This window comes from Proteiniphilum sp. LBM24028, from assembly GCF_056629195.1.
Window position 1 is genome coordinate 1,515,471 of the sequence record NZ_CM152817.1, and the last position, 12,698, is coordinate 1,528,168.

General features: G+C 46.2%; 13 protein-coding genes. 3 read left to right on the forward strand and 10 right to left on the reverse strand.

What is annotated here, in order from left to right:
* Positions 1-4: 4 nt before the first annotated feature.
* Positions 5-1,066, forward strand: a complete 1,062-nt coding sequence (locus AC1HCU_RS06040; protein WP_480370294.1) for a CapA family protein — start codon at positions 5-7, stop codon at positions 1,064-1,066.
* A 10-nt stretch (positions 1,067-1,076) separates the two neighbouring features.
* Positions 1,077-1,541: an MgtC/SapB family protein gene (locus AC1HCU_RS06045; RefSeq protein WP_480370296.1), complete on the forward strand. Its 465-nt coding sequence runs from the start codon at positions 1,077-1,079 to the stop codon at positions 1,539-1,541.
* An 18-nt stretch (positions 1,542-1,559) separates the two neighbouring features.
* Here AC1HCU_RS06045 and AC1HCU_RS06050 read toward each other — a convergent pair whose 3' ends face one another.
* The 7 genes from AC1HCU_RS06050 to AC1HCU_RS06080 form a co-directional block, all read right to left on the reverse strand.
* Complete coding sequence (locus AC1HCU_RS06050) at positions 1,560-2,408, reverse strand: N-acetylmuramoyl-L-alanine amidase-like domain-containing protein (protein ID WP_480370299.1); 849 nt, start codon at positions 2,406-2,408, stop codon at positions 1,560-1,562.
* Positions 2,409-2,436: 28 nt separating this feature from the next.
* Positions 2,437-3,093 carry a hypothetical protein gene (locus AC1HCU_RS06055; RefSeq protein ID WP_480370301.1) on the reverse strand — a complete coding sequence of 219 codons (657 nt, stop codon included), beginning with the start codon at positions 3,091-3,093 and terminating at the stop codon, positions 2,437-2,439.
* Positions 3,094-3,171: 78 nt separating this feature from the next.
* On the reverse strand, positions 3,172-4,242 hold the full coding sequence (gene aroC / locus AC1HCU_RS06060) for a chorismate synthase (protein ID WP_480370304.1): 1,071 nt from the start codon (positions 4,240-4,242) through the stop codon (positions 3,172-3,174).
* A gap of 8 nt (positions 4,243-4,250) precedes the next feature.
* On the reverse strand, positions 4,251-4,853 hold the full coding sequence (locus AC1HCU_RS06065; protein WP_480370307.1) for an FKBP-type peptidyl-prolyl cis-trans isomerase: 603 nt from the start codon (positions 4,851-4,853) through the stop codon (positions 4,251-4,253).
* 66 nt (positions 4,854-4,919) lie between these two features.
* Entirely contained in the window at positions 4,920-6,092 is a 1,173-nt protein-coding gene (locus AC1HCU_RS06070) for a MalY/PatB family protein (RefSeq protein ID WP_480370309.1), read from the reverse strand.
* Positions 6,093-6,132: 40 nt separating this feature from the next.
* The gene (locus AC1HCU_RS06075) at positions 6,133-6,975 is read right to left on the reverse strand and encodes a DUF3316 domain-containing protein (protein WP_480370312.1); all 843 of its coding nucleotides are present in this window, start codon (positions 6,973-6,975) and stop codon (positions 6,133-6,135) included.
* A gap of 17 nt (positions 6,976-6,992) precedes the next feature.
* Positions 6,993-9,692 carry a DNA gyrase/topoisomerase IV subunit A gene (locus AC1HCU_RS06080; protein ID WP_480370313.1) on the reverse strand — a complete coding sequence of 900 codons (2,700 nt, stop codon included), beginning with the start codon at positions 9,690-9,692 and terminating at the stop codon, positions 6,993-6,995.
* 297 nt (positions 9,693-9,989) lie between these two features.
* Between AC1HCU_RS06080 and AC1HCU_RS06085 the strand changes: the two genes are divergently transcribed.
* Positions 9,990-10,904, forward strand: a complete 915-nt coding sequence (locus AC1HCU_RS06085) for a M48 family metallopeptidase (RefSeq protein ID WP_480370317.1) — start codon at positions 9,990-9,992, stop codon at positions 10,902-10,904.
* 102 nt (positions 10,905-11,006) lie between these two features.
* Here the strand turns inward: AC1HCU_RS06085 and AC1HCU_RS06090 are convergent, their stop codons facing one another.
* The 3 genes from AC1HCU_RS06090 to AC1HCU_RS06100 are packed head-to-tail and all read right to left on the reverse strand — an operon-like array spanning position 11,007 to position 12,643.
* Positions 11,007-11,462, reverse strand: a complete 456-nt coding sequence (locus tag AC1HCU_RS06090; protein ID WP_480370319.1) for a DUF4293 domain-containing protein — start codon at positions 11,460-11,462, stop codon at positions 11,007-11,009.
* Positions 11,463-11,466: 4 nt separating this feature from the next.
* Positions 11,467-11,799, reverse strand: a complete 333-nt coding sequence (locus tag AC1HCU_RS06095) for a DNA-directed RNA polymerase subunit omega (protein WP_480370322.1) — start codon at positions 11,797-11,799, stop codon at positions 11,467-11,469.
* A gap of 28 nt (positions 11,800-11,827) precedes the next feature.
* Positions 11,828-12,643 carry an outer membrane protein assembly factor BamD gene (locus AC1HCU_RS06100; protein WP_480370326.1) on the reverse strand — a complete coding sequence of 272 codons (816 nt, stop codon included), beginning with the start codon at positions 12,641-12,643 and terminating at the stop codon, positions 11,828-11,830.
* Between the last annotated feature and the right edge of the window lie 55 nt (positions 12,644-12,698).

Genomic DNA, 12,698 nt, shown 5'->3' on the forward strand with positions numbered 1-12,698 from the left:
CTACTTGAGACCAGCGACAACCATATTTTTTCTCTTTTGGCTGTTTCTGCGTACAACATCACAGGAGAGTCGAGTCACCCTACTTTTTGCGGGCGATGCGATGCAGCATTTGCCACAGGTACAGGGGGCTCGAAATGAGGATGGCAGCTTTTCCTATGACTCATGCTTTCACTGGGTGAAAGAGCGTATCTCCGCGGCCGATCTGGCAGGGATAAACTTTGAAACCACACTCGGTGAAGTTCCTTATGCCGGTTATCCGCTTTTCAGTTCACCCGATGCATTTGCTTTCAGCCTCAAAGATACGGGGTTTGATATTTTTTTTCAGGCCAACAACCACGCACTCGACCGTGGCAGGAAAGGGCTGGAGCGCACCATCGACCTGCTGGACTCCGTTGGTATCAAACACACCGGCACCTTCGGTTCTGAAGGTGCGCGCTCGTTACACTACCCGCTTATGGTTATTAAAAATGGAATTCGCATTGCTTTTTTGAATTATACTTATGATACCAACGGGTTGATTGTACAGGAACCCAACCAGATAAATGTGACCGACACAAATCTCATCAAACAGGATATAGGTCGCACTCAACTATACAAGCCCGACATCATTATTGCCCAGATGCATTGGGGAGAGGAATATCGGACCACACCATCCGCGGATCAGCGGAGACTGGCCGACTTTCTGCTTCGCCAGGGTGTTCGCATTGTCATCGGACATCACCCGCACGTGGTACAGCCCATTGTGATGGAAAGGGAGGGGGAGGAAATTCGCAATGTTGTTTATTATTCCCTGGGGAACTTTATCTCAAATCAGCAGCGTTTGGATACAGACGGAGGCATGCTGGCGGAGATTGTGATTGGCAGAAAAGATGCCGCCTCGCCGGTTGTCATTGAAAAGTGCAATTACTCATTAGTCTGGGTACAAAGACGGATGGACAACGGAAAGGTTCGCTTCACGCTTATCCCGTCGTGGAAAGGTCATAAACCGCCCATGGAAGAAGAAGATAAACAAAAAATGGATACGTTTGTTCAGAGAGTGGAGAGGGTGATCGGCCACGATTTATAAATCAAAATTCATGGAACTGACAGAATTTATCATACGTTTACTGGCTGCAACCGCTGCGGGCGGAGCACTGGGCATGGAGCGGGAATCGAACAACAAGAGTGCCGGCCTGCGTACACATACCCTGGTTGCTGTCGGTGCCTGCATATTTGCACTTATCTCACTCAGACTGGTTAATGATGGCGGACCGGGCGATCCCACACGCGTGGTGGGACAGATTGTGACAGGTATCGGTTTTCTGGGTGCTGGCGTGATCCTGCACAGGGGAGCCAATGTACAGGGGCTGACCACTGCTGCTACAATCTGGAGCAGCGCGGCACTGGGCTGTCTGGCCGCTTTCGGTTATTATTGGGAATTGGCTGCAGCCACGGTGCTGATCATTTTTGTCAACACTGTTTTTAAGAAAGCAGATATCTGGTTTCGAAAAAATCCAAAAAAAGAGAAAAAAGCCGGTGAGGACAAAGATTTGTTCGAATAAAATAGATCCAGGGAATGCTTACATAATCTGCGACACTAAAATGCCGGTGCAGGATTTCTGTCCCAGACAATAGTCACTGAGCGTTTTCTGGTCGATCACCACCCTCTGTCGGGCACTCGAAGCATGAATAAAAGTAAGCTTTTCACCATCATGGAAAGTGAAACCTGTATGTGAAACATCCAATCCACGGATATCTGTTGTAAAGCCAATCATTGCCATGTGCGGAATCAGTGGTGCGGCTATGGCAATAGTCGTTTTCGGGAGAAAGGCAAAACCACCCCTTCCGTTGATTACCTTTTCCCTGTCGACAATCTCCTGCAGCGTGGCATCCTCACCCTTCAACTGCCTGTATGATTCCCGGTGCGCGGACATGAAACCGATGGTTTTCATTTCCACTATTCCACCCAGCGCTGCCGAAATATTTTTCACTTTTCCGTTTCTTTCGTTTTCATATACCCAGTCGGTGGTATAGTGAAGCCGTGAAGCATACCCGTCTATCGCACCGTTTCGGTACCGTATATTTTGCAATTCTGTCAGATAAGTATTAAATGAAGGAACCACCGACGATGCTGTACGGGAAAGAGCAATCACCGTTTCCACGAATGTAGTACAATCAAACGCACGCAGGTTTACCACGAGAGTCTCTCCGGCAGTTGTTTCAAGTGTATGGGACTCATAGGGTTTTCCAAGGAAGAATATAGCCGTTTTCTCCAGCACTTCAGTCTTGGTGAGGTTTTTAAAAGGTTTTATATAGGAGAGATATTGGTTAAAAATCTGCAGGTCTTCGGGCGTAAAATACGCTTTTGGCTGCGCGGATATCATTCCGGCAGCCAAAAGCACACATACTATAACGGAAATCAATTTCATTGTTCAAATAGAAGTAGTGGCTGCTTACTCATTTTTTTGCTCTTTTCTCATGCTCTTTGCGTATCTTCTCGTTCTGCTTGAAAATTTTTTTATTACCCTTCTCCCATTCTTTCATCATCTTCTGCTCTCTCTTGGCTATTTCCTTATTCCTTTTTTCAATATGTCTATTGATTTCTTTCATCTCTTTGGCAGAATAAGGACCGATATATATCAACCGATCATTCATGTGAACGCGGTTACGTCGTGCAATAACCGGATTACGGCTACGGCCGTAGTCATCATAAATATTTTTCCAGTAGCGACTTTTGTTGCTCATCATCGCCTTCATCCGATGAAATTCATCCGATCCGGGTTTGATACCATACCGTTTGGCTATAACCCCCCATCCATTATCCTGCGGATAATCGCGATAGATACCAAGCAGGTCGCTCACCGGTACACCAAGCAAATTACTTATTTCCAAACCCAGGACTACATTTCCCCAGTTATAGCCAAAACCCCCAAATAACTGAAGCAGCGTATTGCGCGGCACATCATAATGATTTTCATACAAAACAATCACCTCATCGTCGGCATAACGGTCCGAGTAACTTCCAATGTCCCTGGAAAACTGTACGTAACCCATTTGTGCAAACATCAAAACGGGAAATAGTATCAGTGAAATAATAGCGATTACCTTTTTCATAATTCTTCCTTTTAGTTAAATTATTCTTTTGCTTTTATCTTTTGATGCTGTAAAAGGCAAAAGGTTTATTTATCGCCACTATGCCTGTTTCGTTCTGGCCAGCAAAAAGTAATCCATGATGGTCATTGCAGCCATTGCTTCCACAATGGGCACGGCCCTTGGCAAAACACAGGGATCATGTCTGCCGCGAGCCTTAAGAGTTGTATCCTTGCCGTGAATATCCACAGATTGCTGTTCGGTGAGGATGGTGGACACCGGTTTAAAAGCCACCCTGAAATAGATATCCTGACCGTTCGAGATACCTGCCTGAATACCACCGGAATTGTTTGTACGGGTACTTATTCTTCCCTGGTCATCGTAGAACGAGTCGTTCACCTCTGAGCCACGCCCGGTGACATCGAATCCCATACCGTACTCGAAGCCCTTGACCGCATTGATGCCTAGCATGGCCGCACCGAGAGCGGCATGTAACTTTCCAAAGACAGGCTCTCCGAGGCCCACGGGTGTTCCTTTAATGACACATGTGATGATACCGCCAATAGTATCACCCTGGTATCGCACCTCATTGATGAGCCCGATCATCTTATCAGCCACATCGGGATCGGGACAGCGTACCATATTTTCTTCGGTACGTGAAAGGTCATATTTCCTGTAATCGTTCTCCAGTGCAATCCCTCCCACCTGAGAGGTATAGGCGGTAATATCGATCCGATACTGACGGAGCCAAAGCCGGGCCACCGCACCGCCCACTATGCGGGCAATGGTCTCCCGGGCAGAGGAGCGGCCGCCACCGCGGTGGTCGCGTATGCCATATTTCTGCTGATAGGTAAAGTCGGCGTGCGAGGGACGAAATACCTCTCTGAGGTTGTCGTAGTCGGACGATTGCTGATTTTCATTTCGCACGATAAATCCTATGGGAGCTCCGGTTGTTTTGCCCTCGAATATACCGGAGAGCAGTTCCACCTTGTCCGATTCTTTTCTGGGCGTGGTTATGCGTGATTGTCCCGGTCGCCGCCTGTCGAGTTCGGCCTGAATAAAATCAATGTCGATCTCCAGACCCGGCGGGCAGCCGTCGATCACGCCTCCTACCGCAGCACCGTGCGATTCACCGAAAGAGGTGAGCCTGTATATCGTACCAAATGTGTTCATTTTCTCAATTAACAATTACAACCCGATCCGCACCCCCCACCGGCAGAACCACAACCACAGGCATCATCACCTTCGTTGCCTTCACCACAGGAACCGCAACCGCCGGAACCGCAACCACAGCCCCCACCGCTAAAAAGTGCGGCAATCTCTTCTGCTGTAGGCTCACGTACCTCCATCACCTTACCCTCAAAATGCATAACCTCACCCGCCAGCGGGTGGTTGAAATCCATGGTTACCTGCTCTTCACCGATTGAGACCACAGAACCCATCAAGCGGTTTCCCGACGAGTCCATCATCGGCAACGTGTTTCCCTCGAAAAGCATCTCCTCGTCGATCTTGCCATCGATTTCAAAAATATTTTTCGGCAGGTCGATGATCTTGTTTTCGTCATAATCTCCATAAGCCTCTTCCGGCGTCAGGCGAAAAGAGAATGAATCACCTTTTGAAAGGCCGTCGATCTGTTTTTCAAACGCTTCCAGCATGGAGTTGGTACCAAAGATAAACGCCAGCGGCTTTTCGACGGTGGCCTGCTCCATCAATTCACGCTCTTCGCCTTCACCCACATTTAAATCATACGTCAGTGTGACATATTTATTGTCTGATATCTTCATTTTGTTTATTCTATTTTATATCTATGATTGATTTATTTTTTTGAAACAATATTTACGGAGCGATGTTTACCCATTGACTGCTATTTTCAGATTTTTAAGAGCTTTCTCCAGTACCGATCGCGCTGTACCCACGTTGAGCCGCATAAAGCCTTCGCCACCTTGTCCGAATATCGTCCCATCGTTCAGCGCCAGGTGAGCCTTCTTCACAAACAGGTTCACCAGTTCGGGCTGGGTAAGGTCCAATTGACGGCAATCGAGCCACACCAGAAAGGAAGCTTCCGGCAAGATGGCTTTTATCTGTGGGATATGCTCCTTCAGGTAATTATCCACAAAATCCACATTACCCTGCACATAATCATTCATCTGGTTCAACCACTCTTCTCCCTCTTCGTAGGCGGCAGTTGTGGCGGTATAGGCAAAGATGGTTCCCTGTGACAATTCCCGTGGTATAAGATAATTCAAATACTGTTCCCTGATCTTTTTATTGGGTATCACGGAAAATGAACTGACTATGCCGGCTATGTTAAACGACTTGCTAGGTGCCATCAGTGTAAGACTTATTTCTTCGGCCTTTGCCGATACCGAGGCAAAGGGAATATGACTGAAACCCGACAATGCCATATCTGCGTGAATCTCATCCGAGATTACCATCACTCCGTGGTCGTAACAGATCTCGGCCAGCTCACGCAGCTCCGCATCACTCCACACTCTTCCTCCCGGATTATGGGGATTACATAAAATGAGCATCCTGCATGTCTGGCGTGAAAGGATGTCACGGAGTCCGTCAAAATCCATCCTGTACTGTCCGTTATCCAGGATCAGGGGGTTATTGACCACATTCCGCTCCAAAGCTGTGGGTACCAATCGAAACGGGTGATATACAGGCGGCTGGATGATAATATTGTCCCCGGTTTCAGTAAAAACATCCACGGCAAAGGCAATTCCCTTTACCACGCCCGGCACAAAACTGATATGTTCCTTCAACACCTCCCAGCCGTGACGTTTGTTAAGCCATCTGACAATGGAATGAAGATAGTCTTCGGGAGGAACTGTATATCCGAATATACCATGCTCCACTCTTTTTTGTAATGCTTCAATAATGGCGGGGGGCGACTTGAAATCAGTGTCGGCCACCCAGAGGGGTATCAGGTCCGCATCGCCATATAGTGTTATCAGTTTATCCTGCTTTACACTGCCGGTATGGGATCGATCAATTATCTCGTCGAAATTAAACTTCATATGATCAGAAAAAACTTTGAATAATTTATAAATATTCAATTCAATAATAGCTGCTACGCAGCCACTCCCTGTTACCTGCGCTTCTGCCTCCAAAATTCAGAGATTCAAATGCCAGCCCCAACATAAACTGATGGATGACTATCTTTGTGGTAAGTTCATTTACATGGGACTGATAATAATCTCCAAGATAGCCAGCCCGCAAAGTAACCTTTCTCAGGGGTACATCTACCGTAAAAAAGTTCCTCAGGGATAGCTGGTTATGAAATGAGCCCGGATGTACCGTACCTTTGTTATTACCCAGTGTAAATATCTCGTAATAGGAATGTCCATACTCTGGCGAGAAAAACATGCCGACAAAAGGTGTTGAAAGTTGCCAGCGCAAGGTGGCCCATCGAAAATTATAGAGCGCCATTACCGAAGCGTTGAGGTTTGTAGATACTTTCAACGATCCCGGATTATTGGAATTCCGCACATTGTAGATACCTCCCAGGGATGCATCCCATCCGCCGCCACCTAACAGTTTAAAACGGGATGTCTGCAGTAATGGATAAAAACCGGTCAGGTAGTAGCTGATGTCTCCATAATACTCCGATGCCGAGGCAGTAGGATTTTCAGTGATTCCCACCTGTATCTGAAATTGCTGTTGCAACAACATCCTGCCCGATAAATGAGGGGTTCGCCTCAAACGGTCATGCAGCAGGGTCATGCTGATGCCGCTGTAAGTAAGTGGAGAAAGGTAACTATCTGACAAATAAACCTTACCAATGCCAAACATGGTAGAATGATTCACCGTGTGTATTTCTTCCACCAGTAAATGACTCTGTGCAAACAAACCGCAGAAAAAACCTACCCATAGAATTATCAATGTTGTTGTTCGTTTCATGCGATTGTTTTTTTCTGTTAATTGAATAATTTCATCTGCCCCGTTATCTCGTCTCTCAAATCAGCATCGGAGATCGTATTCTCTCCATTTTCCTCGTCTATTTCCACTTTCATTGTCTCCTGTGGTTCCGCTTCAGGTTCAGGGAATCTGACAGGCTCAAGCTCCTCCACTGTTTTCACTTCGAAGTTCGATATCCGTTTTCCTTTTGCTTTGTAACTTTTTACACCAATAAATTCCTCCACATCAATCTCCAGTGATTCACGGAAATCATCATTTCCGCCAAAGATAACCTTTACCCGCGGATAAACCACATCAGTAAGTAAAAACAAACGGGAATCAGGATTGTCACCCAGAAAATTCAACGGTTTTTCCGATGCTTCCAGGGTGAACCGTTTCAGGTAAGCGTATCCCTGATCGGCATCGAATAATGCGGCTGACCACACCTTGCCTTCATCGAACTTTTCAATGTGAAGAATATCAGCAGGGAAATGGTTGGTCAGATCGAAATTGCATATGCGATAGTCACCTCCACGGGTGGTGACCAGGATCATGTCATCACCCTGAAACTCACCCAGGTATTTTCCTCCCCCCTCGTAGTTGAGTCGGAACACGTCAGGATCGAACCACACCTTGCGACCACCCAACGTGGATAGTCCCTTGTGTTTTAACTGAATGCGGTGTACGTCTGCTTTGGTGAGAATGTTACCCATGGCGCTACGGCCCTTGATGTCTATATCGCTGAAATCTTTTTCAAACTGCAGAATGCGTAAGCGCGGCTTGGGCTTCAGGATCACTTTAATGGTTTCAGCTTCTCCATTTGGGTTGGCACTGAAATATGCAATGCGTGAACCCGGTTTTCCTTTGGTCAGATCGTATTCTTTGTCGCGTGTAACCCCGGTAACCGGAAAACGCTTGATGTAAAACGAGCCAGTCTTGCCATCGCGATAAACTACATTATAAATGGTTCTCTTGTCGTTTTTCTTAAAAATACTGGCATAAAGTATCCCTTTTCCCACGAACATCTTCTCGCTGACTTTCACCACTTTGTACTTTCCGTCTTTAAAGAAGACAATGATATCGTCAATGTCGGAACAGTTGCATACAAATTCATCTTTCTTCATGCCGGTACCGATAAAGCCTTCTTCCCGGTTCACATACAGTTTTTCATTGGCTTCGGCAACTTTCACCGCTTCAATGTTCTCAAAGCTACGTATCTCGGTCTTTCGGGGATAATTCTTCCCGTAGCGCTCCTTCAGCATGAGATACCAGGAAATGGTATAATCCACCAGGTTATCCAGATTATGGTTAATCTCATCGATCTCTTCCAGCAATCTGGCAATAATTTCATTTGCCTTATCGGCATTGAATTTGAGAATACGGGACATCTTTATTTCCATCAGCCTGATCAGATCATCACGTGTGATCTCACGGATAAATCCCGGTTTAAAAGGTGTCAGTCGCCTGTCAATGTGACCCAGCGCAATATCCAAATTACCCGCATTTTCAAATTCCTTGTCCTTGTATATACGCTCTTCAATAAATATCTTTTCGAGGGAAGCAAACAACAGTGCCTCCAGTTTTTCGGTTCGTTCAATTTCCAGTTCCTGTCGAAGGCTTTCTTTGGTGGTATCGACAGAAACTCGCATCACGTCGCTCACGGTGAGGAAATGTGGTTTGTTGTCGTCAATGACACAACAGTTGGGAGAGATGCTTATCTCACAATCGGTAAACGCATAGAGGGCATCAATGGTCTTGTCGGACGACACACCGGGTGCAAGCTGCACCTGAATCTCCACGTTCTGCGCGGTGATATCGTCTACTTTTCTGATTTTTATTTTTCCTTTGTCGTTTGCTTTCAGGATAGAATCTACCACGCTGGCAGTCGTTCTTCCGTAAGGAATATCTTTGATAACAAGTGTTTTATTATCCAGCTTCGTGATGGTGGAACGCACCTTCACCGAGCCACCACGTTCTCCGTCGTTATATTTCTCTACATCAATATAACCGCCCGTTTGAAAGTCGGGATAGATTTTGAACGCTTTGCCTTCGAGATAAGCGATGGCAGCGTCACATAACTCGTTGAAGTTATGGGGCAATATTTTGGAGGAGAGTCCCACGGCTATGCCTTCCGCGCCCTGTGCCAGGAGCAGCGGGAACTTGGCAGGGAGGGTGACCGGCTCCTTGTTTCGGCCATCATAGGAAGCTTTCCATTCGGTGGTTTTGGCATTAAACAGCACTTCGAGTGCAAATTTTGTCAGACGGGCCTCAATGTAGCGGGGTGCCGCAGCTCCGTCGCCGGTAAGGATATTTCCCCAGTTACCCTGTGTATCAATCAGCAGATCCTTTTGTCCAAGCTGTACCAGTGCGTCTCCAATTGAAGCATCGCCATGCGGATGATACTGCATGGTATTTCCGATTATGTTGGCTACCTTATTGTATCGTCCGTCATCCATCCGTTTCATTGCATGGAGGATACGGCGTTGCACCGGTTTCAATCCATCGGAAATGTGCGGCACAGCACGTTCCAGAATTACGTAGGAAGCATAATCCAAGAACCAGTTCTGATACATTTTGGAAAGATTGAGCATACTGTCTCCGCTCAATTTCACGGGTATTTTTGGGTTTACGCCAGATTTGTGTAGCAAATCGGTTTCCTCCTCTTCCCCCGTTTCTTTTTTTTCCGTTATTTCGTCGTCGTTAATTTGATCTGCAGACATACACCAGTTACTATACACATGATACGCACGCGGCTCTGAAAACCGAAGGTCGTTTCATTCCCCTAAAGGAAGTTTTGTTTTATAAAAAATTGCTCAAAGATAGAAAATTTGGGGGTTAATTCAAAAAGATTTTTTCCTGCCCGCCGCAAATCTAATGATTACCCGATCGCGGGGAAGAAAGCTACAAAATTGAGACGAATTATAGAAGTGCGATTAAAACAGATAAAAACATATCAAAATTAAACTACTTTTGCAGTAAACTGTTTTAAAGTAGAAGTTTTTTTAATTATAAAATTTATGAGACGAAAAAAAACGACCCTAACGGATAAAATTTTCTTGCTGCTACTTTTAATTGCCCCGCTGCTTCCCTCGTGCGGGAGTGTTCCCTTTACTGGAAGAAGGCAGTTGCAGCTGGTATCGAACCAGGAAGTCATTGCGTTGAGCTTACAGCAGTATCAGGATTTTATTCGTACAGCTCCTCTTGAAAAGGGGACTGCCAATGCTCAAATGGTCAGCCGTGTTGGCAGCCGCATTGCAAATGCGGTAGAAAGTTTTTATACCAACAACGGTTATGCCTCGGAACTGGAAAACTTCTCATGGGAGTTTAACCTGGTGAAGGAAAAGAGTGTAAATGCCTTCGCCATGCCGGGGGGAAAGGTAGTTATTTATTCCGGCCTGCTTCCGGTTACCCAGACAGAAGAAGCCCTTGCCGTGGTGGTAGGCCATGAGATTGCCCATGTGATTGCCCAGCATTCGAGCGAACGGTTGAGTCAGCAGTTGGCATTGCAATATGGCGGGGCCATTGCCGGAGGTTTACTGGGTAATTCCCAGGTCGCGCAGCAGTTGGGACAAACCGTTTTTGGCCTTGGTGCCCAGTATGGCGTAATGATGCCTTACGCACGCAAGCAGGAGTATGAAGCTGATGAAATTGGGCTAATCGTGATGGCGATGGCGGGGTATAACCCCCAGACAGCTGTCCCCTTCTGGACGAGGATGGCTCAGAGTGGAGGCGGTGCCCAAGTTCCCGAATTTCTCAGCACCCACCCCACGGATAGCAAACGTATTGCCAATATAGAAAAGATACTGCCCGATGTGATGCAGTATTACAAAGGCAGCGGCGTGCAGAATAACACCTCGGCACCCATTAAGACAAAGGCCGACGTGCCCGTAAAAACTGAAAAGGCCAGGACGTCGGAAGAGTGGTCTTTCTGAGCGGGTTGACCGTTTCATGTCTCTAACCAAGTAAAAGAGCGGCATTTCCTTTCGGAAGATGCCGCTCTTTTTAATTTGGATTCTTTATCTTCTTTTCTTTTCCTATTTTCGCAATCGGTTCAACGATCTGATCAGCGCCTCATCGGCACCTATGTTCCGGATGGCAAGAATGGTCAGTATAAGTGCAATCAGGGGCATAATGATACCCACGCCCACTTTCTGAAACTCCAGTGTTTCCATCGGCAGCAGTTTGTAAATGATAAAGCCGAAATAGAGGTAAAAACCAATCATCAGCAATACATTGAAGACAGACAGTCGTATCTGCAGCATTCTCTGTTTATAGAGAAACACCGTAATCAGCGACAAGACCGAACTCACCATACCCAGCGCGAACTGGCCCCAGGTAGAGTCGTTGAGTGTCCCGTCAAGGTAGACACCCATCGCTTCGAGGGTCACTTTATCACCTTCGTAAATAAAAAATGCCAGCGGCGTTACCGATGCCACAAGCATGGCAGCAGCTGCCAGCAGCAGGAAAAGTGTCTGTATCCGTTGCAGCATAACCCTAAAAAAGTTCTTTCTCCTTCGAAGGATTACGGTAATAGATCTCTTCTTCCTTCCATTCTTCAACGGCCAGAAGGGATGGCTTTGGGAGTTTCTCGTAGAAGCGGGATATCTCAATCTGTTCGTGATTTTCAAAGACCTCTTCAAGATTATCGCTGTATGAGGCGAACTCCTGCAGTTTTGTATCGAGGTCCTGCTTCATTTCCACTGAGAGCTGATTGGCCCGCTTGCTTATTATCCTGACCATCTCATATACATTTCCCACGGGTTCGGCTAATTTCATTACATCCTGGGTTTCCGTGTTGGAGCTAGCGGCAATTTTTCTATAATCCATTGTACTATATCAATTATTTTACATTTATTCAGGTAGCGGGAAGCACATCAATCTTTTTCTGGGCCTCCTTATAATATTCATTTGCTTCGGCAGTATATTTCCCTTCGGGAAAGCTGTTGGTGTAATTGAAGTATTCGTCTACTACCATACGATAGCGTTCCGGCTGTGTGAGCAAAGTACTTCGTTGTGCGTACTCATAACGGGCTCTGAGGATGGTGATCTGGTAATCTTCAAGATACCGTGAATAGGGGTAACTTTTGATTGCCTCACGCGCCGTAATCACCGCCGATTCGTAATTATTCCCCATATAATTGCCCAGATCCAGGTAAAGCTGTGCGGCAAGCAACTCTTTACAGGCCAGCTTCTCCTGCAATTCGAACATGTAATTTTTGGCCTGTTCCCCTCTTTCTGTCTGAGGATATCGTTCTATATACTTTTGGAACTCGGCTATAGCCCGGTAAGTTTTGCTTTGATCCATGCGCGAATCGGGGGAATCAAGGTACAAGCCATAGGCAGAGTAGAACAACGCCGGTTCGGCATATTCACCCTTGGGATAGGTATTGTAATAGGTAGTGAATACCTCTGTTGCAGAATAATAATCTTTTGAATTGTAGTGGCTCTGAGCCAGTAAGTACAGGGATTCCTCGGCCTGGGCAGTTCCCTTCATGAAGGTTACCAATTCTTCGAGGAGTGTAATAGACCGATTGTATTTTCCCTCTTCAAAATATTTTTTCGCATAAGTGTATTTCAGGTCTCTGTCGGTACTTTTTAATATTTTATTGTACTCGTTACAGGAAACCAACACCGCTGCAAGCAGCAAAAAAATGACAGATTTTATTCTCATCTCGTTACAAGTCGGTTTTAGCGTGCAAAGTTACAGAATCTTTCTCACATAGAGC

Coding starts and splice junctions, on each gene's coding strand:
- AC1HCU_RS06045 (WP_480370296.1), top strand. CDS start 1,077: ATGGAACTGACAGAATTTATCATACGTTTACTGGCTGCAACCGCTGCG.
- AC1HCU_RS06050 (WP_480370299.1), bottom strand. CDS start 2,408: ATGAAATTGATTTCCGTTATAGTATGTGTGCTTTTGGCTGCCGGAATG.
- AC1HCU_RS06055 (WP_480370301.1), bottom strand. CDS start 3,093: ATGAAAAAGGTAATCGCTATTATTTCACTGATACTATTTCCCGTTTTG.
- aroC (WP_480370304.1), bottom strand. CDS start 4,242: ATGAACACATTTGGTACGATATACAGGCTCACCTCTTTCGGTGAATCG.
- AC1HCU_RS06065 (WP_480370307.1), bottom strand. CDS start 4,853: ATGAAGATATCAGACAATAAATATGTCACACTGACGTATGATTTAAAT.
- AC1HCU_RS06070 (WP_480370309.1), bottom strand. CDS start 6,092: ATGAAGTTTAATTTCGACGAGATAATTGATCGATCCCATACCGGCAGT.
- AC1HCU_RS06075 (WP_480370312.1), bottom strand. CDS start 6,975: ATGAAACGAACAACAACATTGATAATTCTATGGGTAGGTTTTTTCTGC.
- AC1HCU_RS06080 (WP_480370313.1), bottom strand. CDS start 9,692: ATGTCTGCAGATCAAATTAACGACGACGAAATAACGGAAAAAAAAGAA.
- AC1HCU_RS06085 (WP_480370317.1), top strand. CDS start 9,990: ATGAGACGAAAAAAAACGACCCTAACGGATAAAATTTTCTTGCTGCTA.
- AC1HCU_RS06090 (WP_480370319.1), bottom strand. CDS start 11,462: ATGCTGCAACGGATACAGACACTTTTCCTGCTGCTGGCAGCTGCTGCC.
- AC1HCU_RS06095 (WP_480370322.1), bottom strand. CDS start 11,799: ATGGATTATAGAAAAATTGCCGCTAGCTCCAACACGGAAACCCAGGAT.
- AC1HCU_RS06100 (WP_480370326.1), bottom strand. CDS start 12,643: ATGAGAATAAAATCTGTCATTTTTTTGCTGCTTGCAGCGGTGTTGGTT.